The organism is Paludibacterium paludis (genome assembly GCF_018802605.1).
Lineage (GTDB): Bacteria > Pseudomonadota > Gammaproteobacteria > Burkholderiales > Chromobacteriaceae > Paludibacterium > Paludibacterium paludis.
On the sequence record NZ_CP069161.1, the window covers coordinates 43,533 to 67,655 of the forward strand.

Annotated in this window: 21 protein-coding genes; 11 read left to right on the forward strand and 10 right to left on the reverse strand. The window is 65.8% G+C overall.

The window, feature by feature from the left end:
- Nucleotides 1-35: 35 nt before the first annotated feature.
- Both JNO50_RS00170 and ggt read left to right on the forward strand, forming a co-directional pair.
- Nucleotides 36-1,655, forward strand: coding sequence for a S53 family peptidase (locus JNO50_RS00170; protein WP_189532594.1), 1,620 nt, complete (start codon nucleotides 36-38; stop codon nucleotides 1,653-1,655).
- Between the two features lie 28 nt (nucleotides 1,656-1,683).
- On the forward strand, nucleotides 1,684-3,348 hold the full coding sequence (ggt, locus tag JNO50_RS00175) for a gamma-glutamyltransferase (protein ID WP_215796435.1): 1,665 nt from the start codon (nucleotides 1,684-1,686) through the stop codon (nucleotides 3,346-3,348).
- Nucleotides 3,349-3,359: 11 nt separating this feature from the next.
- On the opposite strand, the gene JNO50_RS00180 is transcribed toward ggt, so the two are convergent.
- The 5 genes from JNO50_RS00180 to JNO50_RS00200 all read right to left on the reverse strand — a co-directional run bounded on the left by JNO50_RS00180 (nucleotide 3,360) and on the right by JNO50_RS00200 (nucleotide 9,081).
- Nucleotides 3,360-4,703, reverse strand: coding sequence for a putative bifunctional diguanylate cyclase/phosphodiesterase (locus tag JNO50_RS00180; protein ID WP_189532596.1), 1,344 nt, complete (start codon nucleotides 4,701-4,703; stop codon nucleotides 3,360-3,362).
- Nucleotides 4,704-4,723: 20 nt separating this feature from the next.
- Nucleotides 4,724-6,343, reverse strand: coding sequence for a methyl-accepting chemotaxis protein (locus JNO50_RS00185; protein WP_189532598.1), 1,620 nt, complete (start codon nucleotides 6,341-6,343; stop codon nucleotides 4,724-4,726).
- Between the two features lie 55 nt (nucleotides 6,344-6,398).
- Nucleotides 6,399-7,412, reverse strand: coding sequence for an AraC family transcriptional regulator (locus JNO50_RS00190; RefSeq protein ID WP_189532600.1), 1,014 nt, complete (start codon nucleotides 7,410-7,412; stop codon nucleotides 6,399-6,401).
- Between the two features lie 226 nt (nucleotides 7,413-7,638).
- The gene (locus JNO50_RS00195) at nucleotides 7,639-8,658 is read right to left on the reverse strand and encodes an AraC family transcriptional regulator (RefSeq protein WP_189532602.1); all 1,020 of its coding nucleotides are present in this window, start codon (nucleotides 8,656-8,658) and stop codon (nucleotides 7,639-7,641) included.
- 147 nt (nucleotides 8,659-8,805) lie between these two features.
- The gene (locus tag JNO50_RS00200; RefSeq protein ID WP_189532604.1) at nucleotides 8,806-9,081 is read right to left on the reverse strand and encodes a metal/formaldehyde-sensitive transcriptional repressor; all 276 of its coding nucleotides are present in this window, start codon (nucleotides 9,079-9,081) and stop codon (nucleotides 8,806-8,808) included.
- A gap of 89 nt (nucleotides 9,082-9,170) precedes the next feature.
- Between JNO50_RS00200 and JNO50_RS00205 the strand changes: the two genes are divergently transcribed.
- From JNO50_RS00205 to mltA, 3 genes are all read left to right on the forward strand, one after another.
- Nucleotides 9,171-10,010, forward strand: coding sequence for a nickel/cobalt efflux transporter (locus tag JNO50_RS00205; protein ID WP_189532606.1), 840 nt, complete (start codon nucleotides 9,171-9,173; stop codon nucleotides 10,008-10,010).
- Nucleotides 10,011-10,299: 289 nt separating this feature from the next.
- Nucleotides 10,300-12,018 (forward strand): ABC-F family ATP-binding cassette domain-containing protein, encoded by a 1,719-nt coding sequence (locus JNO50_RS00210; RefSeq protein ID WP_189532608.1) that lies wholly within the window; start codon nucleotides 10,300-10,302, stop codon nucleotides 12,016-12,018.
- A 147-nt stretch (nucleotides 12,019-12,165) separates the two neighbouring features.
- Nucleotides 12,166-13,296: a murein transglycosylase A gene (gene mltA, locus JNO50_RS00215; protein ID WP_189532610.1), complete on the forward strand. Its 1,131-nt coding sequence runs from the start codon at nucleotides 12,166-12,168 to the stop codon at nucleotides 13,294-13,296.
- Between the two features lie 9 nt (nucleotides 13,297-13,305).
- Here the strand turns inward: mltA and JNO50_RS00220 are convergent, their stop codons facing one another.
- Entirely contained in the window at nucleotides 13,306-13,491 is a 186-nt protein-coding gene (locus JNO50_RS00220; RefSeq protein WP_189532612.1) for a hypothetical protein, read from the reverse strand.
- Nucleotides 13,492-13,595: 104 nt separating this feature from the next.
- On the opposite strand from JNO50_RS00220, the gene pdxR reads away from it, so the two are divergent.
- Nucleotides 13,596-15,059 carry a MocR-like pyridoxine biosynthesis transcription factor PdxR gene (pdxR, locus tag JNO50_RS00225; RefSeq protein WP_189532614.1) on the forward strand — a complete coding sequence of 488 codons (1,464 nt, stop codon included), beginning with the start codon at nucleotides 13,596-13,598 and terminating at the stop codon, nucleotides 15,057-15,059.
- Nucleotides 15,060-15,124: 65 nt separating this feature from the next.
- Here the strand turns inward: pdxR and JNO50_RS00230 are convergent, their stop codons facing one another.
- Both JNO50_RS00230 and htpX read right to left on the reverse strand, forming a co-directional pair.
- Nucleotides 15,125-16,096, reverse strand: coding sequence for a TerC family protein (locus JNO50_RS00230; RefSeq protein ID WP_189532616.1), 972 nt, complete (start codon nucleotides 16,094-16,096; stop codon nucleotides 15,125-15,127).
- A 16-nt stretch (nucleotides 16,097-16,112) separates the two neighbouring features.
- The gene (htpX, locus tag JNO50_RS00235; protein ID WP_189532618.1) at nucleotides 16,113-16,994 is read right to left on the reverse strand and encodes a protease HtpX; all 882 of its coding nucleotides are present in this window, start codon (nucleotides 16,992-16,994) and stop codon (nucleotides 16,113-16,115) included.
- 102 nt (nucleotides 16,995-17,096) lie between these two features.
- Here htpX and JNO50_RS00240 point away from each other — a divergent pair, with 102 nt between their 5' ends.
- The 3 genes from JNO50_RS00240 to JNO50_RS00250 all read left to right on the forward strand — a co-directional run bounded on the left by JNO50_RS00240 (nucleotide 17,097) and on the right by JNO50_RS00250 (nucleotide 19,942).
- Nucleotides 17,097-18,002, forward strand: coding sequence for a LysR family transcriptional regulator (locus JNO50_RS00240; RefSeq protein ID WP_189532620.1), 906 nt, complete (start codon nucleotides 17,097-17,099; stop codon nucleotides 18,000-18,002).
- Nucleotides 18,003-18,122: 120 nt separating this feature from the next.
- Nucleotides 18,123-19,052, forward strand: a complete 930-nt coding sequence (locus JNO50_RS00245) for an esterase/lipase family protein (RefSeq protein WP_189532622.1) — start codon at nucleotides 18,123-18,125, stop codon at nucleotides 19,050-19,052.
- Nucleotides 19,049-19,942: a lipase secretion chaperone gene (locus tag JNO50_RS00250; protein WP_189532624.1), complete on the forward strand. Its 894-nt coding sequence runs from the start codon at nucleotides 19,049-19,051 to the stop codon at nucleotides 19,940-19,942. Before JNO50_RS00245 ends, JNO50_RS00250 begins: the two co-directional genes overlap by 4 nt.
- Here the strand turns inward: JNO50_RS00250 and JNO50_RS00255 are convergent.
- Nucleotides 19,936-20,808 carry an alpha/beta fold hydrolase gene (locus tag JNO50_RS00255; protein WP_189532625.1) on the reverse strand — a complete coding sequence of 291 codons (873 nt, stop codon included), beginning with the start codon at nucleotides 20,806-20,808 and terminating at the stop codon, nucleotides 19,936-19,938. The genes JNO50_RS00250 and JNO50_RS00255 overlap by 7 nt on opposite strands.
- Nucleotides 20,809-21,013: 205 nt before the next feature.
- Between JNO50_RS00255 and JNO50_RS00260 the strand changes: the two genes are divergently transcribed.
- Together JNO50_RS00260 and JNO50_RS00265 are read left to right on the forward strand one after the other, a co-directional pair.
- On the forward strand, nucleotides 21,014-21,781 hold the full coding sequence (locus JNO50_RS00260; RefSeq protein ID WP_189532627.1) for an SDR family oxidoreductase: 768 nt from the start codon (nucleotides 21,014-21,016) through the stop codon (nucleotides 21,779-21,781).
- Between the two features lie 131 nt (nucleotides 21,782-21,912).
- Entirely contained in the window at nucleotides 21,913-23,118 is a 1,206-nt protein-coding gene (locus tag JNO50_RS00265) for a cyanate transporter (protein WP_215796436.1), read from the forward strand.
- Nucleotides 23,119-23,127: 9 nt separating this feature from the next.
- On the opposite strand, the gene JNO50_RS00270 is transcribed toward JNO50_RS00265, so the two are convergent.
- Nucleotides 23,128-24,081 (reverse strand): cation diffusion facilitator family transporter, encoded by a 954-nt coding sequence (locus JNO50_RS00270; RefSeq protein ID WP_189532630.1) that lies wholly within the window; start codon nucleotides 24,079-24,081, stop codon nucleotides 23,128-23,130.
- Between the last annotated feature and the right edge of the window lie 42 nt (nucleotides 24,082-24,123).

Consider the following 24,123-nt stretch of genomic DNA (forward strand, 5'->3'; position numbering starts at 1 on the left):
CGGCTGGCCGGGCAGTCCTGATGAGGGCCCTTGGCATGCATCCTGCCACCCACATCCTGTTGACCGGCTCCGAGCGTATCGCCATGCCGGGCTCGCACCTTCTCGGGCGCACCGACCCGGATGAGCATATCGACATCACCGTCAAAGTGCGCCGGGCGCATCCTCTTCCCGATTTGTCATGCCGGCCGGACGACGTGCTCGGACGCGACGACTTCACCGAACGGTATGGCGCGGCGAGCGGCGACCTGCAGGCGGTTGTCGACGCGCTGGGTTGTTACGGATTGAACCTGACGGCCATGAACGGCACCACCCGCACGGTGCGCCTGGCCGGTCCGTCCTCGGCCATGGAAGCGGCATTCGCCACGCAACTGGCGGATTACGCCCATCCGTCCGGACGCTTTCGCGGCCGCCTTGGGCCACTCGCCATTCCCCGCGAGCTTGACGGCATCGTCGAAGGCGTCTTCGGACTCGACACGCGCCGCGTCGTCAAGCGCCGCTGGCAGGCCATGAAACATCTGGACGACGCGCGTGACACCGCCGCATCGCGGGACTGGTTTTACCCGGGAGAGGTGGCCAGCGCCTACCAGTTTCCGCACGGCGACGGCAAAGGCCAAATCGTCGCCCTGCTCGAATTCGGCGGCGGATACTTCAGCCGCGACCTGACCGAATTCTGCCGGGAAACCGGCATACCGGTGCCGACCGTGATCCCGCAAAGCATCGACGCCACACCGACCAACCGGCGCGACGGCGCGCAAAGCGAAGTGATGCTCGACATCGAGATCATCGCCGGCCTCTGTCCGGCCGCCACCATTCCGGTCTATTTCGGCGCGGGCACCGAACAGGGCTGGGTGGATGCGTTCGATGCGGCATTGCACAATCCGGATTATCCGGCGCATGTCATCTCCATCAGTTGGGGCAACTCCGAGGACCACGGAGCCTGGACGCCGATGGCGATCAGGGTGATCAACGACAGCCTGATGGAAGCGGCCCTGCTGGGAGTCACCGTATGCGCGGCCAGCGGCGACGACGGTTCGGACGATCAGGTCGGGGACGGTCTGGCCCATGCGGATTTTCCGGCGGCGAGTCCCTATGTGCTGGCCGTGGGCGGCACACGCCTGGCCCGGCGCGACGGCGGCTTCGAGGAAACCGCCTGGATGGAGGGCATCGGCCTGCGCCAGAGAGGAGGAGGCTGCACCGGAGGCGGCGTCAGCCGCCTGTTCGCCTGCCCGCCCTGGCAGCAGGATGTGGCGGTCGAATCGGTCAACCCCGGCGCGGGCACTGGCCGTTGCGTGCCCGATGTGGCGGCCAACGCGAGCCTGGACACCGGCTATTTCATCGTGGTCGACGGCAAGCGCGGCATCAGCGGGGGCACCAGCGCGGCCGCGCCGGTCTGGGCGGCGCTGGTCGCGCGCGTCAACCAGCAACTGGGCGGCATGGAAACGGTCGGTTACCTGACCCCGCTGCTGTACCAGCACACGGCAGGCGGCCAGACACTCGGCGCCCTGGGATGCCACGAAATCACCCGGGGCAACAATATCACCGCGACGGCCGGCGGCTACGCCGCGGGTCCGGGCTACAACGCCGTGGCAGGCTGGGGCAGCCCGATGGGCCTCTCCCTGCTGTCGGTGCTGCGGCCGGCGCTCGGCCACCACTAGTCCGTGCCCCGCCGCGAAGGAGATCTTCATGACATACCATTCACCCTCGTTCCGCATTGCGCTGCTGCTCGGCTGCCTTGCCAGTCCGGCCCAAGCCCTGACCGCCGGCGCGGTGGCGGCGCCCGACCGCTACAGCGCCGGCGTTGCCGCCGATATCCTTCGTGCTGGCGGCAACGCCGTGGACGCGGCCGTGGCCACCGCGTTCACCCTCGCGGTGACCTATCCCGAAGCCGGCAATATCGGCGGCGGCGGATTCATGACCGTGTACATGGACGGCAAGGCGTATTTTCTGGATTATCGCGAAACCGCGCCGCGCGCCGCCACGCGCGACATGTACCTCGACACCGATGGCAATGTCGTCGAGAACCTCAGCCTGATCGGCGCGCGCGCCGCCGGCGTACCCGGCACCGTGATGGGTCTGTGGGAAGCGCACCGGCGCTTTGGCCGGCTCAAGTGGGCCGACCTCGTGCGGCCGGCGATCGTCTATGCGGAACATGGTTTCACCGTCGCGCCCCAACAATACCAGTACCGCGCCGACGCCTTGCGCCAGTTCGCGGGGAAAACCGGCTTCGCCCGTTATTTCGGCTCGCTCAAGGCCGGCGCCACCTTCCGCCAGCCGGAACTGGCCGCCACGCTCAGGCGCATCGCGCGCCAGGGGCCGGAGGATTTTTACCGGGGAACCACCGCCCGGCTCCTGGTCCGGCAGATGCGCCGCGACAACGGCCTGATCGATATGGATGATCTGCGCGGTTACACCGCGCGCTGGCGCGATCCGGTCAGCTTCGAGTGGCGCGGCCACCGGATCCATACCGCTCCGCCGCCAAGCTCGGGGGGCATCGCCCTGGCGCAGTTGCTGCTGTTGAAAGACTACCGCGCCGCCGATTTCCGCCAGGTCGCGCACAATTCGGCGCGCTACCTGCACCTGCTGGCGGAAATCGAAAAACGGGTCTTCGCCGACCGCGCCGACTACCTGGGCGACCCGGATTTCTCGAAGGTGCCGACCGAGCGGCTGACCGACCCGGTCTATCTGGCCGGCCGCGCCGCCGACATCAACCCGGCCTCGATTTCACCGACCGGCTCGATCAAGGCGGGCCTCGAGCCGCATCAGACCACGCATTTCTCCCTGATCGACAAATGGGGTAATGCCGTGGCGAACACGTATACACTGAACCTGGATTTCGGCAGCGGCGTGGTGGTTCGCGGCGCGGGTTTCCTGCTCAATAACGAAATGGACGACTTCAGCGCCAAACCCGGCACCGCCAATGCCTTCGGCGTCGTCGGCCGGGACGCCAACGCCATCGCCCCGGGCAAGCGCATGCTCTCGTCGATGTCGCCGACCATCCTTACCCGCGATGGCCGCGTGGTGCTGGTGATCGGCACTCCCGGCGGTTCGCGGATTTTCACCTCGATCTTCCAGGTGCTGAACAATCTTTACGACTTTGCCATGCCGCTGCAGGATGCCGTCGCGGCGCAGCGCGTTCATCATCAGCTGCTGCCGAAAGATACCCTGTTCTATGACGACTACGCACCGCTCGACGGCCCGGTGGCCGACGAACTCAAGGCCATGGGTTATGTGCTGAAGGATCAGGGCTGGCGCATGGGGGACATCCAGGCGATCCGGGTATCCGACGACGGAACGCCGGTGACGGCCTCGGATCCGCGCGGGCGCGGCGAAGGCATGGTGGTGCCCTGACAGGTCCGGCGCTATGCCGGCTTCCCGCACAGCACGCCGACGTTCCTGGCGGGATACGGGCTGTCCATGGGTCTGGGTTTGCCGTAAAAAAAGCCTTGGCCGAAATCACAGCCCTCCGCGGCCAGCCAGCGGCTTTGCGCCGGTGTCTCGATACCCTCGGCGACGATGGCCATGCCAAGATCATGCCCCAGGGCGATGATGGAGCGCACAATGGTGCGCTGCCGGGCGTCGTCCAGGCGCGAGACGAAACAGCGGTCCACCTTCAGACGGTCGAAGCGCAAGCGCCCAAGGCGCGCCATCCCGGAAAAGCCGGTGCCGAAATCATCGATCGATACGCTCGCGCCGCGGGCCCGCAACGCATCGATGACGGCCTCCGCGCCATCGGCGTGGTGCGACATGGCGCTTTCCGTCACCTCCAGTTCCAGACGCGCCGGCGAAAACCCCGCCTCATCGAGAATGCCGAGAATCCGTCCCGCGGTCGCCGGATCTTTCAGTTCGAGCGCCGACAGGTTGAAGGACAGGCCAAGATGCGCGGGCCAGGCGAGGGCGTCGCGGCACGCCATGGCCAGAAGCCGTGCGCTGAGCGGGCCGATCAGGCCGTCTTCTTCGGCGATGCCGATGAAGCGTCCCGGAGGAATCCAGCCAAGACGATCGTCGCGCAGCCTTGCCAACGCCTCGAACCCCGCCACGCGCCGGCTGCGCAGATCGACGATGGGCTGATAATGCAGGGTCAGCGCCATGCCCTCTTCCTCATCCATCAGCGCTCTGCGGATACGGCGGCGCTCGTCTTCGCGCCGGCCCATGTCCGCGTCGAAAAACGCCACGCCCCCATGAGCAGCGCGCCGGACCTCGCGCAAGGCGAGATCGGCACGCGCCAGCAGCGTCGAGCGTTCGCGGCCGTCCGATGGGCAGCACGCCGCACCGCAGCTGACCGATATCGTCTGCGGAGCCGCGAGCGCGGGCATCGGTCTGCCAAGCTCGGCGATCAGGCGCGACAGCAAAGGCGCCGCGCGGACACGGTCGGGCACGGAGCGCAGCAAAAGCGCGAACTCGTCGCCGCTTAGCCGGAATACTCCATCGCCGTCGCCCACCCCCTCGCGCAAGCGGGCCGCCATCGTTTCGAGCACGGCGTCCCCGACCGGGTAGCCGTGCGCGTCATTGATGCGCCGAAAACCGTCGATATTGAGCAGCGCCACGCAAAATCCGTCTTGTCCGGCCGCGGAAAAGCGGCCGTACAGTTCGGAACGGCCGGGCAGGACGGACAGAACGTCGCGGCGGCGCGCCACGCGCCGCCATAGCCATACCGCACCGGCCAGCGTCAACAACACGGCGATGATCACGACAGCGGCCGACATGGGACGCCCCCCCTGGAAAATCAGACTTTATAGCGCATGACCACGCCGACGATGCCGTGCACCTGCTCCTTGAGCTTGTGGTTGAGCTCCTCCGACTGGCGCGCCGCGTGCGCGTTGTTCTGGGCCTGCAGCGCGACCTGCTCGACGCGCTGGGCCAGCAGCTGGCTCGCGGAGCTCTGCTCGCCGATGCTGTCGCTGATCTCGCTGACCAGGCGCATGGCATTGCCGGTGGTCTCGCGAATCTGGCGGATCGCTTCGTTCGCGGCGTTGGCCTTGTCCACATCTCGGGTCACCTGGCTGGCCATGGTTTCGATGGTATCGACCGCCGAATCGGTGGAGCGCCGCATGCTGTCGATCACCGCGTTGATCTCGGTGGTCGACAGGGCGGTGCGCTCCGAGAGCTTGCGCACTTCGTCCGCCACCACCGCGAACCCCCGGCCGGTTTCACCGGCCCGCGCCGCTTCGATGGCCGCGTTGAGCGCCAGAAGGTTGGTCTGTTCGGCGATGTCCTTGATCACGCCGAGCACCACGGCGATCTTGGCGGCGTCGTTCTGCATGGCCTTGACACGCGACGCGGTCTCGCTCATCTGTTCGGCCATGGAGCGGATGCTGTCGATGGTTTCGAGAATCGCCTCGCTGCCGCGCAGCGCCGCATCGCCGGCCTCGGCGGTCTGGCCGGAGGCGTCGCGGGCGCGTTCGGCCACCAGATTGATGCTGACCGTCAACTCCTCGACCGACGCGGCCATTTCCGATGCCGCGTCGCTCTGTCCCGAGGACGCGCCGGCGATGCCCGTCGCGGTCTGGGCGACATGATCCATTCCACGGTCGACCTCGCCCAGCACCGACAGGATGTCCGCGAAACTGGCTTGCAGCTTGTCGAGCAACTGGTTGAACGCGCCGGCGGTCTGCCCCAGCTCATCACGGTTCAGGACTTCGGCGCGCTGACGGAAGTCCAGCGAGTCTGTCACCCCGGTCAGCGTGGCGGCGATCGCCCGGACACTGCGGCGCAACGACAGGAAAAGCTGCAGCGCGATCAGCGCGGACACCAGGAAAATCACCAGTGCGACCGTCACCAGGATCGTCAGCGCGCGGTCATAGGCCACTTTGTTCTCCTCGGCGAGAACTTTGGCATGGCCATAGTTGTAATCGATATGCTTGTTGAGCACATCCCTCAGCGTATTGGCCGCCTTGCCCAGTTCCCCGCCGATCAGCAGCGACTGCGCCTGGGCGGTCTGCCCGCTTCGCGACAGCGTGAAGAACGGCTGGCGCAATTGCCGGAAACTCGCCAGCGCCTCGCGCTCCTGCGCCAGCAGGCGGCGATCCTCGTCGTCGACGGCAAGACGCTCGCCGTACTCTTTGAGCGCGCTGTCGAGCTGGCGATCCGCTTCGGCGATCTCGCCATCCAGCCGCGCCTTCTGCTCGGCCGCCGCCACGATCGAGTGCCGGTAGTTCAATAGACGCATGTCGGTCAGCGCCGCCTTGGCGCGGTCGAGCGTCTGTATGCTGGGCACGGTGTTGGCCATGATGTATTCGAAGCGCTGATTGGCCTCGTTCAACTTCATCAGGGCAAGAACCGCCGTCACCACGAGCGCGAGCAGGGGGACGGCCAGGGACAGGAGGATTTTCTGGGTGATCTTCATACAAGGTTCCAACGTTCACAGACAATGAGAAACTCGGCGGATCGCAACGGATCCTTCAGGAGAGCGCCGTTTTGCCGCTCTTCCTCAATTCCCTTGGCGTCATGCCGAACCAGCGCAGGCAGGCTTTGTGCAGTGTGCTCTGGTTGGCATATCCCAACGCCTGGGAAATCACGCCGAAGCCCATCCGGGTATCGAGCACCATTTCCGAGAACAGTTGTTTTCTTGCCGCATCGACAAGACCGGTGAAGGTCAGTCCGGCGCGCGCCAGTTGCCGCTGAAAGGTTCGTGCATGCAATTGATACCGTTGCGCTAACGTATCTAAATGACATTCGGACATCAGAATCAGCAGCCGTACCTGGTTCCGGACATCCTGCTCGAACCTGTGGACCTGCCGGCGGGTATGCATCAGCTTGTCCCGAAGCTGGAAATACATCGCGTAGTTGTAGCTTGGCATCGGCCGGCGCAGTGCGCCGAGCTTGAATTCGACGGCATTCAGGGATTGACGGAACGAAACGGGGACACCGAAATAATTGGCGTAATCGAGCGTGTTCACTCGCGGACTGTGACGGAAGCAGATCGCCTCGGGACCGGAGTCGGGCGGTCCCAGCGCCTGATAGACCTTGCAGGATAGCGATATAGCATATTCAATAATTTGTACTATCGTTACCTGAATATCTAGATTTATATCGAGATAGAAATAAACCCGGTCCCGGTCTTCATCTATTCGTAAAACAGCGCAAATCGCCGGACTGATTATTTGGCAATATTCACAAAAGTCCTGCAGAGCATCCAGAAAAGTCGGGGCGACGCGCGCCACCCGGAAAATATCCCCGATATCATCGAGGCGCCGCGCCTCGGCCATATAAAGTCCGATGCACGGCAATTGGCAAACTTGCGCGGCCTGCTCCAGCGCTTCGACGACCAGAGCAAGCGGGACAAGCTTTTCCGCGTTGACCAGCCAATCCGATTCAAGTTTGCAAAGAGCCATGAACCCGGCGACGTTTATATTATGTTCGCTCAGTATACTTGGTAAGGTATGAAGTAATGCTGAACGAACCAAGGCCGACATTATTCAGATCATCCGGAAATTATTTGGCAAGCGCTAAACGAAAATATTTTGAATGCATTCTTTTTTGCCAATCGAGATTAACTGATATTGGCATGTGACTCTATATGCATATTTTGTCTTTGCACGACAAAGCGATCCGTTATTTTTCGCTTATCACGACAGTCTTTGACCCAACGCACTCACAATTAAGACGATCGCATTTTTTGCGCTCGTAAACTCGCTCTTTTCACCCAGGATACGTTTCCCTTTTTCCCTCCAGCGCTCTTTTGCGCACCGCGCTCGGAGTGAGTCCGTACCAGCGCAGGCAAGCCTTGTGCAAGGTGCTCTGATTGGCATACCCCAAATGCAGGGAAATCACCCCAAGCGTGGTGCGCGGGTCGAGAATCATTTCGGCGAACAGCCGCCGCCTCGCGCATTCGAGCACTTCGGCGAAGGTGGTGCCGTGCCCCTCCAGGCGGCGCTGCAAAGAGCGCACGCCCATGCCGTACGATGCGGCCAGCGACTCCAGATCGCCGCGGGACATCAGAATCAGCAAGCGGGTACGGTTGAGCACATCGGCGGCGAACGAAAACCGCTGTTCGAAGGACGCGGCCAGCGCCTCGCGGCGGCAGCGGTACAGGGAGTCGTCGTGACCGGGCAGCGGAGCCAGAGCCTCGGGCAACGAGAATTCGAGGGTGTTGAGCGGCTGGCGGAACAAAACCGGCGCACCGAAATAATGGCTGTAATCCAGCCCGTGCGAGCGGGGGCTGTGGCGGAACGTCAGCGCGACAGGCTGCACGGCTCCGCCGCTCAGGGTTCGCATCATGCGCGCCACGAGCGCCAGCAGGTACTCCATGATTTGCACCAGCCGGGCCGGCGCCTCCAGATTGATCTCGATGGCGAACACCACCCTGTCCCGCCCGGTGTCGACATTCACCATGGCGCCCAGGGCCGGACTGATCAGCGCGGCGAACGCGCAAAAATCCCGCAATGCGCACAGCACGCTCGGCGCGGAACCGGCCAGCGGATAGTAATCGCCCACATCGTCAAGGCGGCGCAGCTCGGCCATGTAAAGCCCGATGCTTGGCAGCCCGCAGCGCAGCGCCGCCGCTTCGATGGCGTTCACCGCCAGGCCGAACGGCAGGCGGGCGGACGGATCGCGCAGCATGGCCGCATCCAGGCCGCACGAAGCCCGCGCATCAAGCCCCTGTTCCTTCAGGATGGCCAGCAGGGGGTGCAGCATCGACGCGCGTATCGTGGCCGTCATGGTATTTGCGCCTTCTTCGACAATGGCCGGAGCCTCCTTGCGTCCGGTCAGGCCATGTCGCCGAAGACACGCGCGGCGCCAGCCGTCACGATCCGACCGGCCGGCACCGCACAACACGGGCCGGCCCGGTCAGTATAGACAGCGCGGTCACTTCAGATAGCGGCGCAGCAGGATTGCCACGTCTTCCACATCGGCCCGGCGCCGCGCGCCGTCGTCGGCATCGGGGCCCAGGTGTTCGCGCAGATGGTCTTCCAGCATGCGCACCAGCAAACCGTTGGCCGCGCCGCGCACCGCCGCGACCTGCTGCAGGATGGCCATGCAGCCCGCGTCGTCGCGCAGCGCGTTTTCCAGGGCCTCGACCTGGCCACGGATGCGTCTGACCCGTGTCAGCAAAGCCTGCTTATCGCGTGTGGTATGCGTCATGGCGCGTTGTCTTCTCCAATGTTTTATACTGGGGGACAGTATAGTTCACTCTGCATTCATCGACACCTGACGAGGAGCGACAGCGTCCCATGCCCCCCCTTGCCGATCTGATTCAACAAGGCTCGAACAACCTCTGGCTGTTCATTCCCTCGGCGATTTTGCTGGGCGCCCTGCACGGGCTCGAGCCGGGCCACTCCAAAACCATGATGGCCGCGTTCATCATCGCCATCCGCGGCACGGTCGTCCAGGCGGTTCTGCTCGGGCTTTGCGCGGCGCTGTCCCATTCTCTGGTGGTCTGGCTCCTGGCCGCCGCCGCGCTCGAATTCGGCAATCGCCTGATCGCCGAACAGGCCGAACCCTGGTTCATGCTGCTCTCCGGCGCCATCGTCATCGGCATGGCGCTGTGGATGGCCTGGCGCACCCGGCGCGATGTCCTCGCCGCGGGCCGCCATGATCACGTCCATCGCCATCATGGACGCCATCGCGCCCGCGCGCCGTCGCCCGGAGCGGCCAGCCTGCGCTACCGGCGCCACGACCCGGATACCGGCTACCAGGACGCGCACGCACGCGAGCATGCCGAAGACATCCGCCGGCGTTTCGCCGGCAAGGAGGCATCGACCGCCCAGATCGCCTTGTTCGGCCTCACCGGCGGGCTGCTCCCCTGTCCGGCCTCGGTGACGCTGCTGATGATTTGCCTGCATCTGAAGCGCTTCGCGCTGGGCGCGGCACTGGTGCTGTCGTTCAGCGCCGGACTGGCCATCGCACTGGTCGGCGTGGGCGTCGTCTCGGCGCTCGCCGCCTCGGCGATGGCACGCCGTTCGGGACGCCTGGGCGAACTGGCGCGCCGCGCGCCTTACCTGTCGAGTATCCTGATGCTGGCCATCGGGAGTTTCATGCTGCTGCAGGGCGCCCGGCACCTTGCGCCCTGACGCGCGTCCGGTTGCCCGCCGCCCGGTAACGGGTTAGGATGGCGGAATCGTATCCACCTCATTGAAAAGAAAGGAGGTTAATATGGCATTTTCGATGGTCACAGTCCGCTGGCTGGTCCAATCCTTCAGCATAGCCAACGGCTCCCGCCCGAGTTTCGCCGCACTGCGATAACCGGGCCGGAGCAACACCCCGCCTATACCGTATTACGGGCCAACCCCGGCTCTCCGTTGTCGTCAGTGCTCTGTCGATAGGGATGCGTGCGTCCCATGAATTCAGGCAAGAGCCATCATGACAACTTTGATTTCCTCCCAATCCCTGCAACTCGACACAGCCGACGGCACGCTGTTCGAGGATCTTTCCTTTACGCTGAATGTCGGCGACCGCATCGGTCTGATCGGTCACAACGGCAGTGGCAAGAGCACGCTGTTGCGCCTGCTCGCCGGCACCCTCGAAGCCACTTCCGGCGAAATCCGGCGCGCTCGGCAGTGCCGCATGCAGATCGTCGAACAGCATCTGCCCGCGCGGCTTGGCCGGCTTTCGCTGCGCGACGCGCTGCTTGACGCGCTCGATTCGCCCGCCGACGCCTGGCGCGCCGACAGCCTGATCGCCGAACTGGGCTTCGCCCCGGAGCATGCCCCGGTGCGGGCCGATGCGCTCAGCGGCGGGCAGCACTCCCGCCTGCTGATCGGCCGCGCGCTGCTCAAGGAGCCCAATGTGCTGCTGCTGGACGAACCGGGCAACCATCTGGATCTGCCCTCCATGTTGTGGCTCGAAGGGTTTCTGCAGCGCTTTCGCGGCGGTTTCATCCTGGTCTCCCACGATGCGAGGCTGCTCGACAACGTCACCCGCGCAAGCTGGATACTGCGCGACCGGCGGCTGTACGCCTTCGACGCCCCCTGCAGCGGGGCGCGCGGCTATCTGGCGCAAATGGACGAGGCCGCGCGCGCGCGCCACGGCGCCCAGCAAAAAGAAATCGACCGGCTGGCGGCCAGCAGCCGCCGGCTGGCCATCTGGGGCAAAACCTACGACAACGAGGATCTGGCGCGCAAAGCGAAAGCCATGCAAAAACGCGTCGACGCCCTGAAGGACGAACAGGTGTTCGTGACACGCGGCGCCCCCTGGCGTCTGGTTCTGAGCGGCGAGGCCCTGCCCGGCCGGCGGCTCCTCGAACTGGACCACCTGGCCGTCCGTCCCGCCGACGGACTTCCCGTCCTGTTCGACACCGGACCGCAGTCGATCCGTTGCGGCGACCGGGTCGCGCTCATCGGCGCCAACGGCAGCGGCAAATCCTCGCTGCTGCGCCAGTGCTGGCGCGCTCTGGCATCCGGCGGCGAGGACGGCATCGCCTTTCACGGCAAAGCGGCGATCGGCTATTACGACCAAAGCCTGAAGCAGCTGGACGACGCGGCGTCCCTGAGCGACGCGCTCGAACCGTTCGCCCGGATCGCCGAACAGGAGCGCCGCAAGGCGCTGATCCGGGCGGGTTTTGCTTACGAGCGCCACGGCCAGACCGTCGCCACGCTTAGCGGCGGCGAGCGTTCGCGCCTGCTGTTTCTCGCGCTGTCACTGGCGCGCCATCATTTTCTGCTGCTGGACGAGCCGACCAATCACCTGGATCTGGAAGGCAAGGAACAACTGGCCGGCGCGCTCGCGGAATTTACCGGGGGATTCTTGCTGGTCTCTCACGAACGGGCCCTGATCGAAGCGGCCTGCCAGCGCTTCTGGGTCGTCAAGGACGGGCGTCTGACCGAATGGCAGGATGCCGATACCGCTTACCGGAGCCTTGCCGGCACCGGCGAGCCGCGCGCCGCGGCCGATCCGGCCCTCCCCGTACCGGCAACGGGCGAAGCCGCCGCTAACAGCGAGGAAGCGCTGCTCGCGCGCCTGTACGAACTGGAAGCGGCCCTGGCCGCCGATCTGGCCCGGAAACCCGCGCACCAGAAACCCGCGCGCCAGGCACAATGGCGTCAGGAAATCCGCCGGTTAGAAGCGCGTCTGGGATGGTAGGAACAGCGCAATTACCGGCATGTGCCGCCCGATTCCGATACCCTGCGCGAAAGGGTCGGTTATAGTCGGGCGGTGGCGCCAGACCGGGTTTCTGGCCGGCCGCCGGACGTGGCGGCCCCTGTTAACGCACACAAGAAAGGAAATCGAATGTCACGTCGCCATGCGCTGCTGATCGCGAGCGCCCTGCTCGGCGGCTGCGCGGTGAAAACACCGCCGGTTGTCCATACACCGCCGCGACCGGTCGAACTGGCCGCGTTGCCCCCCGCCGCCGACAGCGACCTGCGGGCCGGCTTCGATGTCTGGCGCGAGCATTGCGGCCGGGCGCGCTACGGCGACGCCTGGCAAACGGCCTGCCGCGAGGCCCGGTCCCTGCCTGACGATGCCGATGCGATCCGCCGCTTTCTGGAACAGCGCATGCAGATCCGGCCGCTGCTGGGCGAGACCGGCGGCGACACCGGGCTGATCACCGGCTATTACGAACCGGTCTACCGCGGCAGCCTGACGCCGGACAGCGCATTCAAGGTGCCGGTGTACGGCGTGCCGGACGATCTGGTCACGGTCTCGCTCGCCGGCGTCTATCCGGAGCTGAAGGGCAAGCGGCTGCGCGGCCGGCTGTCCGGGCGCCAAGTGGTGCCCTACGACGATGCCGCGACCTTGCTGCGCCAGGGAGCGAAAGCGCCGGCGCTCGCCTGGCTGGCAAATCCGATGGATCTGCAGTTCCTGCAGGTTCAGGGTTCCGGACGAATTCGGCTCGGCAACGGCCGTGAGCTGCGGGTCGGCTATGCCGATCAGAATGGCCATCCTTACCGCCCGATCGGCCGCTGGCTGATCGAGCAGGGCGAACTCAAACCCGGCACGGTGACGATGGACAGCATCCGGGCATGGGCCGATGCCCACCCCGCGCGTGTCGCGGACCTCGTGTCGTCCAACCCGAGCTATGTGTTTTTCCGCACACTGCCCGATAGCGATTCCGGGCCGATCGGCGCGTCGGGCGTTCCGCTGACCGCCGGCTACAGCATCGCCTCCGACCCGACCGTCGTGCCGCCGGGGAGCCTTGTCTGGCTTGCCACCACCTTTCCGGATGGCCCGCTCCTGACACGCCCCGTCGTCGCCCAGGATACCGGCGGCGCCATCAAGGGCCGCGTCAGGGCCGATCTGTTCTGGGGGACGGGCGATCAAGCCGGACGCCTCGCCGGACGAATGCAGCAGCCCGGCAGGATGTGGTTGTTCTGGCCGCGCGGGGAGCCTTTGCCCGACAGTGTCGCCGCCCGGAAGTGACACACGGGATCAGCGCCAGTCGCCGTCCTTGCGGCCGGAAAGGGGCGGGAGGCCGTTGCGGGCCATGTCCCGGTAACGCTCCAGCGCCTCGGTCTCGGCGCGCAGGGTGCGGTTCGTATGTATCGTCATGCCCCGCCACCACAGACGGGCGAGATGGCCAAGCCAGTTCAGGGGAAACGGACGGTCGGATTTCATGGAAATGTCCTCGTGATGTTGTTATTGCTACCCCATCAGCGTAGACTGTAAGTGGATCATCAAGAAGCGCCACAATAACGTTTTTTCAATGGACCACTTGCCCGATGCGCACGATCAAAACCCCGGATTTTCCCCTGCTAGAACCCGCAGGCCCGGTGCCGATGACCCGCCAGGATCAGGTGTACCGCAGTCTGCGCCAGGCCATCGCCAGCGGCCGCCTGGCGCGGGGCTCGCAGGTGCCGTCCAGCCGGGAACTGTCCACGCGCTGGAAGCTGTCGCGCGGCACGGTGGAGCAGGCCTACGAACGGCTGTGCATCGAAGGCTACCTTGACCGGCGGCGCGGCGCGGGCACCTTCGTCGCGGCCAGCCTGCCCGAGCATTTTCTGGTGCCGGATACCCCGTGCCGGGTGCCATGCGGCCCCGGCGGAACCCCCTCCGCGCCGTTGCCGTCCCCGGCCTCGCTCAATCATTGCAGCTCGCTGCGCCTTGGCGACGCCTTCGCCTCGCCACTCGCCGATCCGCTGCTGCTGGACATGGACAAATGGCGCCGCCACCTGACCCAGGCCACGCGCCGCATCCATCCGGCCGACATGCATCTGATGGACAGCGCGGGTCTCGCGGCGCTCAGGGAGGCCATCGTCGGGTACGTGAAAACCCTGCGCGGCATCGACTGCGATCCGGACGACGTGGTGGTCACCACCGGTATCCGGCAATCCATCAGCCTGGTGTCGGGCATGCTCGCCCCCCCGGACAACCTCGTGCACATCGAGGACCCGGGCTATCTGTTGACCCGGCGGCTGTTCGAGGCGCGCCACCTGCGCGTGCTTCCCGCGCCGGTGGACGAAGAGGGGATTCGCGTGTCCACCCTGGACGAGCGCGCCGCCGCGGTTTACGTGACCCCCGCGCACCAGTCGCCCCTGGGGGTCACCATGAGCGCCTCGCGCCGCGCCGAACTGCTCGGCTGGGCGCGAAAGCATGGCGCGCTGATCATCGAAGACGATTACGACAGCGAGTACAGCTATCTCAAATCGCCGCCCCCGGCCCTCAAATCCAGCGACCGGGACGACCATGTGCTGTTTTGCAGCAGCTTCAACAAGGTGCTGTATTCGGCCTTGCGCATCGGGTTCATGATTCCGCCTCGCGCCTGGCGCGACGACCTGATCCACCAGCTGCGGGCCACCGGCGCCCAGCCCGGCCAGATCGAACAGCAGGCGCTGGCCTCGATGATCGCCAGCGGCGACATCTACGCGCATATCCGCCAGAGCCGGCGAGTCTACGAGCGGCGGCGCGATATCGTGCTGCAGGCGCTCTCGCGCTGGATCGACAAATCGCACATCGCCGGCGAGCACTGCGGCTTCCATTTCGTGATCCGCCTGCCCGCCGGCATGGACGATGCCGCGCTATCGCGGGAACTGGCCCGCGCGGGGCTGTATCTGCGCCCCGTGTCCGACTACGCGATCGTGCCGCGGCTGTCCGGCCTGCTCGTTGGATTCGCCTCGGTGCCGGATGCGGAGCTGGCCGACGCGGCCGAACGACTGGGCCGGGAACTGGCCGCGCGCGGGATGTGAGCCACACGGGCAAAAAAAGACCGGCGCGGGGCCGGTCAACGGGGCACAACACAGGCTGAAGAAAACTAGTGTTTCGTACGGTGCAGCGAATACAGCACGCCGCCGGCGAGCAGGCCGAGCGTCACCGTCAGCGAGACTGGCGGGGTGATGTGGAATCCCACCCACTGCTGATCATGCAGGTAGGTCAGCCCCACCTTCGTGCCGATGAACACCAGCACCAGCGACAGCGCGTATTTCAGATAGTGGAAGCGCTCCACCATCGCCGACAGGGCGAAATACAGGGCGCGCAGCCCGAGAATCGCGAAAATGTTCGAGGTGTAGACCAGGAACGGGTCCTGGGTGATGGCGAAAATCGCCGGAATGCTGTCCACCGCGAACACCAGGTCGGCCGTCTCCACCAGAATCAGCGTCAGGAACAGCGGGGTCGCCCACCAGCCGGGCGCCAGTCCGTGCGCCTCGCCGCGCACCACGAACGCTTTGCCGACCAGCGTCGGCGTCAGGCGCAAGTGGCCACGCAAAAAACGGTAGACGCGGTTTTCCTCGAGGGGGCGCGGCGTGTCGTCGGCGAACAGCATCTTCACGCCGGTCACGATGAGGAACAGGCCGAACAGCAGCAGCACCCACTGGAATTTCGCCACCAGGAAGGCGCCCAGGCCGATCATCACCGCGCGCATCACGATCACGCCGAGAATGCCCCAGAACAGCACCCGGTGCTGCAGGGCGCGCGGAATCCCCATCCCCCCGAAAATCAGCGCCATCACGAAGATGTTGTCCATCGACAGCGACTTTTCCACGAGATAGCCGGTGAGATACTGCATGCCGGCATCGGCGCCCCGGTACCAGGCCACCCAGCCGCCGAACGCGAGGCCGGCGGCGATGTAGAACGCCGACAGCTTGAGGCTTTCGGACACCGAAATCTCGTGCTGGTCCTTGTGCAGGACACCCAGGTCGAACGCCAGGAGCACCAGAACCAGCACCATGAACATCAGCCACACCCAGAGCGGGTAGCCGGCCCACAAGGTCGTCAAGGCTTCCAAAAGCGGCGTCTCCTTATTAAACGGCGCGGCGAGCGCTCAGCGCTTCGATGCGCGACTCAAGGCTCGGATGGCTGGAAAACAGCGCGACCAGACCTTCGCGTCCCGAGATCCCCGAGGCGGCCATGGAGGCCGGCAAGGCGCCGCTGTCCATCCCGCCAAGACGGCGCAGCGCCGCCACCATCGGCTCGGGGCTGCCCAGGAGGGCCGCGGCGCCGGCATCCGCGCGGTATTCGCGCTGACGCGAGAAGTACATGACCACGGCAGAGGCGAGGATGCCGAACAGGATCTCGCACACCACCACGGTGACGAAATAGCCGATGCCGGTGCCGCTCGATTCGCTGTCCTTGTTGAGCGCCTTGTCGACGAAAAAGCCCACCACGCGCGCCAGGAAGAACACGAAGGTGTTGACCACACCCTGGATCAGCGTCAGCGTCACCATGTCGCCGTTGGCGATGTGCGCCACTTCGTGAGCGAGCACCGCTTCGACTTCCTTCTCGTTCATGTTGGCCAGCAGGCCCGTGGACACCGCCACCAGCGAACTGTTGCGGCTCGCGCCGGTCGCGAACGCGTTCGGCTCGCCCTCGTAGATCGCCACTTCCGGCATCGCCAGCCCGGCGCGGTCGCTGAGCTTCTGAACCGTGAACATCAGCCAGCGCTCCGTCTCGTTGGACGGCTGCTCGATGACGCGCGCGCCGGTCGACCACTTGGCCATGGTCTTGGACAACAGCAGCGAAATGAAGGCGCCGCCAAACCCCATCAGCGCCGAAAACGCCAGCAACGTGGTCAGGTTCAACCCGCCGCCGGACACGAAGCGGTTAAGGCCCAGCAAATGGGCGGCCACCGAGAGCACCAGCATCACCGCGATGTTGGTGACGATCAGAAGAATCACGCGTTTCATGTGAGTCGTCCTTGAAAGTAATAACGTGAAGTGCAGCATAGATGAATTTAAGGCACGAATAAATCGAATATAATCGGAAGATCAGTACGAAAATTTCGAATCATGACCGGCAAACTGAATTACAAGCATTTGCGCTACTTCTGGGCTGTGGCCCGCGAAGGGAGCGTCAGCGGCGCGGCCCGCTCGCTCGGCATGAGCGCCCAGACGGTCAGCGGCCAGATCTCGCGTCTCGAGCAGACGCTCGGGCAGGCGCTGTTCACGCTGGAAGGGCGGCGCCTGGCGCTCACCGACGCCGGCCGCCTGGCCCTGCGCTACGCGGACACGATTTTTCAGTTGGGGGAGGAACTGGAGGATTCGCTGCAGCAGGGCGAACTGACCCACAGTGTGCGCTTCACGGTCGGTATCGCCGATGTCGTGCCCAAGACCGTCTCCTGCCGACTGCTCGCACCGGCCATCGAAGGCCGTCATCCGGTGCGGCTGCGCTGCCTGGAAGGCGATTTCGACGATCTGTTGAGCGATCTGGCGCTGCACCGTCTGGACATGGTGCTCACCGACCGGCCGGTGCCGTCCGGCGCCCAGCAGCAATTCCGCTCGTTCCTGCTGGCCCGCTGTCCGGTCATGCTGTTCGGCGCGGGCGAGCTGGCCGACCGCTACCGGGAAGACTTCCCCGGGAGGCTCGACGGTGCGCCGATGCTGCTGCCGACCCGCGGCAACGTGCTGCGCAGCCAGCTTGACCAATGGCTCGACAGCGAAGGACTACGGGTCGATATCCGCGCGGAATTCGAGGACGGCGCGCTGCTCAACACCTTCGGCCGTCAGGGACTCGGCCTGTTCCCGGCCTCGGCGTTCGACGCCGCCGATATCGCCGAAACCTTCGCCGCCGGCCTCATCGGTCATGTTCCTGGGGTGTTCGAGCATTACTATGCCATCACCCACGCGCGCAAACTGCAGCATGTCGGCGTGGAGGCCGTACTCGCCTCGGCCATGCCGGAACAGGGCGCTTCGTGAGGCGATCCCCTCTGAAAAAACCTGCGACATCAGTCACTTAACATTTGCATTTTGTAGCATGGTTGCTATTGTCATCCTCATAAACAAGGCTTTCGCCGCACAACACACGAGGAGAGAACCATGAAACGCATCATCCCGCTGCTGTCCATCCTGCTCGCGCTTTGTACTGTGTTCTTGAGCCCGCCTTCCTTGGCGGGCGACTATACCCGCACCCGCTATCCCATCGTACTGGTGCACGGTCTGTTCGGTTTCGACACGGCGCTGGGTCTCGATTATTTCTACGGCATCCCCGCCGAATTGCGCGAGGGCGGCGCCAGGGTCTTCGTCGCCCAGGTCTCGGCCACCAACAGCAACGAAGTGCGCGGCGAGCAACTGCTCGCCGAAGTCGAGCGCATTCTCGCGATGACCGGCGCCGACAAGGTCAACCTGATCGGCCACAGCCAGGGCGCGCCGACAGTGCGCTACGTGGCCGCCGTGCGCCCGGATATCGTGGCGTCGGCGACCTCGGTGGGCGGTGTCAACGGCGGCTCCCGCGTCGCGGACCTGCTGCGCGCCGCCGCTCCTCCCGGATCACCCGCCGAAGCACTGGCGGCCAGGCTGGCCGGCACGCTCGCCAAACTGATCAGCCTTGTGTCGGGCAACCCTTCGCTGCCCCAGGTGCCGACCGCGGCGCTGAACTCGCTGACCACGGCGGGAATGGAGCGCTTCAACCGGCGCTTCCCCGAAGGCCTGCCCGCCAGCCGCTGCGGTGAAGGCGCCCACGAAACCGGTGGCGTGCGTTACTACTCGTGGAGCGGCACCAGCGGCCTGACCAACGTGCTCGATATCACCGACCCGGGCATCGGCATCCTGAGTCTGGTGCACGGCGAGGCCAACGACGGGCTGGTGAGCCGCTGCTCAAGCCATCTGGGTCAGGTCATCCGCAGCAATTACGCGATGAATCATCTCGATGAGGTCAATCAGATGGTCGGTCTGGTCAACCTCTTCGAGATCAGCCCGGTCACGCTGTTCCGCCAGCACGCCAATCGGCTGAAGGAAGCCGGACTGTGACATTCGCGGGACGATTCGCCGTCGCCGTGCTCGCGCTCGCGGTGGCGGCCATGATCTTCTGGCCCGGGCGGGACGACCCGCCGCCCCGTTCCGAATCGACCGGCGTGGCGTTGTCCCAGCAGGGCACCCAACCCGACGGCGCGGCGCGCGAAGCGCATGGCCGGCCGGTGGCCGACGCGGCGCTGCGCCGGCTGTTCGACTATCACCTCGCCGCGCTGGGCGAAAAAAGCGCCGCGGCGATCCGTCAGTCGCTCGCCGCGGCGCTGCCCGCCGGCCTTGACGCGCGGGCGCGCGGGGCGGTGCTCGACCTGTTCGACCGCTACCGTGCGTACAAGCAGGCCGTCGCCGCCCGAACGCCGGGTGCCGAAGAGTCGATGAAAGCCCGCCTCGACGCGATGCGTGCGCTGCGCGGGCGTTTTTTCCGGGAAGAGGAGGCGCGGGGGCTGTTCGGCGACAGTGACCGCTTCGACGATTTCAGCCTCGGGCTTCTGGCGATCCGCGCGGATCCCTCGCTCAGCGCCCAGGAAAAGACGCGCCGCGCCGGGGAGCTCGAGGCGGCCTTGCCGGCCGCCATGCAAGAAGCCCGGCGCGAGGCGGTGGCGCACACGGCGCTCGCCGACCAGGAGGCCGCGCTGCTGTCGCAAGGCGGCGGCGACGACGACCTTTACCGGCTGCGCAGCCGCGTGGCGGGCCAGGCCGCGGCCGGACGGCTCGCGGAAATGGACCGCCGGCAAACCGACTGGCAAAACCGCATCGCCGCCTACCGCGCCGAACGGGAACGCCTGGCCGGCAATGCCCGGCTCAGCCCCGCCGAGCGCGAGACGGCGCTGGCGGACTATGCCCTGGCGCATTTCGACAGCCACGAACGCCGACGGCTCGCGGCCTATTGACGCGCGCCCGGCTGGCGCGGCTTGAGAAACCTGTCCATCTGTCCGAGCATCCAGCCCGGATCGTCGTACATGATGTAATGCCGCGCCGACTCGCTGAGCGCCAGCGTCACGTCGCGCAGGCCCGAGAACTGGAGCCGGAACGTGTCCTCGACATCGCGCCGCGAGGCGACATCCCGATAGGCGACCCAACTGCCCAGCACCAGCGTCGGCGCCACGATGGCCGGCAAGCCGGGACGCAGGTCGGCCTTCATCATTTCGTAAGTCGCCTCGGCGATGGCGCGCCGGTCGGACGCCTTGTCCATGGCCAGCACCCGGTCGATGTCGACGGGGCGCGTCGCCAGGGTCGCCGCGACCTCGCGCCGGGTTTTCGGGTCGTGGGGCGCGTTGAGCGCTTCATCGCGGCTCCTGGCCGCCTGCCGTTCGATTCCGGCGGCCGGGATATCGTTATCCTCGGCCGCGCCGAGCGCGGGCAAGGTGTCGATGATCACCAGCGCGCCGACCATGCCCGGATGCCGTTCGGCAAAACCCAGCGCGATCGTGCCGCCGAGGTTGTGCCCCACCAGCACGGGCCGCTCCAGATGGCGCTCGCCAAGGTAGGCGGCGAGCGCCGCGTCGACCCTGGGCAGCAGGGCGCCTTTTATCGGCGGCGCGCCGCCCGAACCGGCCAGCGTCAACACATGGCATTCGTAACGGCCGGCGAAATGTTTCACTGTCCCGTCCCATACGGCGCCGGACGCGCCAAGGCCGGCGATCAGGATCATCGGCGGGCCCTGCCCCGACACATTGGCGACGAACGCCGCGGACTCCGGGCCGGCAACGGCAAGATACGGCAGGAACAGGGCAAGAGCGGCAAGACGACATATCACGACGGCCTCCATGTTCGCCTGAGCAACCATGCCAAAAGTATAACAAGCAATGCCGATGTTCTTGCCGCCGATGATCGCCGCAATCCACAACGACGCGTGCCCTCCTGTCCGACGCCCGATTCGACCGCAAGATGCGGAGTGCCCCGCCGCGCCCGCTCCCCTAGTCTGATACCGGCAAAGTCACCCACACCCCGGGAGGGATACCATGAAGAAGTTGGCGAACAAAACGGCGATCGTCACCGGCGCCAGTTCCGGCATCGGCCGCGAAACCGCGAAGCTTTTCGCGAGCGAAGGGGCCGGTGTCATCGTTGTCGCGCGCCGGGCGGCCGCGCTGGACTCGCTGGTCGGCGAAATCGCCGCCGCGGGCGGCCGGGCGGTGGCGCTGGCGGGCGACGTCCGGGACGAAGACTGCGCGAAGCGCGCCGTGGCGCTCGCGCGGGAGCGCTTCGGCGGCCTGGACATCGCGTTCAACAATGCCGGCTCGCTCGGCGCGCAAGGCTCCGTGACGGAGATGCCGCTCGATGGCTGGCGCGACACGCTCGACAGCAATCTGACCAGCGCCTTTCTCGCCGCGAAACACCAGATTCCCGCGATGCTCGAACGCGGCGCGGGCGCCTCGCTGATTTTCACTTCGTCATTCGTCGGTTACTCGGTCGGCTTCCCCGGCATGGCGGCCTACGCGGCCGCCAAAGCCGGTCTTGTCGGTCTGATGCGGACCCTGGCCGCCGAATACGGCGCGGCGGGACTGCGCGTCAACGCCCTGCTGCCGGGCGGCACCGACACCGAAATGGGACGGGCGGCGGCGAGCACGCCGGAACAAAAGGCGTTCGTTGAAAACCTGCATGCCATGAAGCGGCTCGCCAGTCCCGTCGAGATCGCGAGATCGGCGCTCTACCTGGCCTGCGACGACTCCAGCTTCACCACAGGAACCACACTGTTCGCCGATGGCGGCGTCTCGATCGCGCGCGTCTGAAAACCCGTGTCCGGCGCTGTCATCGGGCCGGACACGGAACTCACCCCTATAGCATATGAGAATCCTTCCCTTGAAATTAATTGGAAAATTTAATTTAATATGAAGAATTAACTTGCTTTAGGAGTGGTGTTTTGTCGTTGCCCCCCGCTGTCCGCTCGTCCTCGTCCCTGTTTCCGATGGTGCTGGCCCTGATTCTCGCCGGCCTCAACCTGCGCCCGTCGATGGCCGCCATCGGACCGCTGCTCACCCCGATCCGCGCCTCGCTGCCCTTGAGCTTCACGCTGATTTCCCTGCTGACCATGCTGCCGGTGCTGGCCATGGGCCTGGCCATGTCCGGCGGCGGCCGGCTTGCCGCGCGGCTTGGCGAGCACCGCGCGGTCGCGCTGTCGCTGGCGGTGATCGGCCTGTCCAGTCTCGCCCGCCTGTGGGCGGACGACGCCGTGGCGCTGATCCTCACCGCGGTGACCGCGGGCGCCGGCATCGCGGTGATCCAGGCGGTGATGCCCGGCATCATCAAACATCATTTTCCCGGGGGGGTGGCGTTGCTGATGGGGCTTTACGTGACCTCCATCATGGGCGGCGCGGCCATCGCCGCGGCGGCCTCGCCGTTCGTCGAAAGCTACGGCGGCTGGCATGCCGCTCTCGCGGTCTGGTCGGGACTGGCGGCTCTCGCGCTGGCGGCCTGGTACGCGGTGCGCCGCCAGGTCGGTGGCGTGGCCGCGCATGACGCCGACGACAACGAGGCGCCGGAATCGTTCGCGCGCAATCCTCGCGCCTGGCTGCTCGGCGTGTTTTTCGGGCTGGGCACGGCGTCCTACACCTGCGTGCTGGCGTGGCTGCCGCCCTATTTTGTGGAAATGGGCTGGAAAGACACCCAGGCCGGCCTGATGCTGGCTTTCCTGACCAGCATGGAAGTGCTCTCGGGTCTTGTGCTGCCGACGCTCGCGCAGCGCGCCACCGACCGCCGGCCGATCCTGTTCGCGGCGCTCGCCGGCGTGGTGGCGGGCTTCTCCGGCCTGCTGCTCGCCCCGACGGCCCTGCCGATGCTGTGGACCGGACTGCTCGGCTTCGGTATCGGCGGCGTGTTCCCGCTGACGCTGATCATCACCATGGATCACATCGCCAGCGCGCGCCGCGCCGGACGGCTCGCCGCTTTCGTGCAGGGCACCGGCTATTTCATCGCCGCGTTCTCGCCGATGGCGGCCGGGGCGATCCGCGACGCGACCCACGGTTTCGCCGGCGCCTGGCTGTTGCTGCTGGCCGTGACGCTGGGCATGCTGTTCATGGCCTCGCGCTTCGATCCGGCCCGCTACGAAGCGCTGTTCGCCCGGGCCTGATCCCGGCCGTCACAGCCAGCGCGACTCGGTGGTGAAGCACACGCTCAGCCACTGGGTCGTCTCGTCCAGCCCGAGGCGGCGGCACAGCGCGTCGCGGAAGGCGTCCTGGGCACGCACGCCGGCCAGCGGCGAATCGGGATGGATTTTCAGGTTGATGTCCAGAAAATACGTGCGGCCGGACTTGGCCACCGACGCCGTATGCCCGAGCACGCCATTCCCGGGCAGCATGACCTCGAGGGCCTCCGCGACATTCCGGCTCATCGCGTCCGGCGCGATGAACAGCACCTCCTTGAGGTTGGCTCGGATCACCGAGAGCGGAATCGTCAGCGACATCAGCGACAGCACCACGACCAGCAGGGGATCGACATACGGCAGCCAGCGCTCGAAGCGCGACCCTTCCATCAGCAGCGCGGCAAGAAAACCGAGGCCGATGCCGAAACTCAACAGTCCGTCCACCAGCCACTCGCGCGCGTCGACATCGACCAGCGAGGAACCGAGTTTTTTCGCCATCGCCGCTTCATAGCGGTACAGCAGCGCGCACACCACGATCACCGGAATCTCGTACCACAACGCGATGCCGGCGTCGACGCGGTGGCCTCCGCCGGCCAGCGCCATCGCCGCGGTGGTCAGCGCGTACAGGCACACCAGCAGGATCACCAGACCGTTGAACAGGTTGATCAACGGCTCGAAGCGCGAGTAACCGAACTGGAAGCGCTCGTTTTCGGGGCGGGTCACCAGATGCGACACCAGCATGCCAAGACTCGTCATGCCGGTGCTGATCAGCGTGAAAAAACCGTCGAACAGAATCGATTGCGAACCGATCGCCGCGCCGATGCCGATACCGAGCGTCGCCAGCGACAGGGTGCCGGCCAGAGAAACGGCCAGGGCCTTCTGTTCTTCGTTAAGACGGGTGAAACGCGATAGCGCGGGAGACATGGGCAGGATAGAAAAAACGATGATCACGACACCCGCCATCGTGACAATAAACGGCACGCGCTGGCAAGT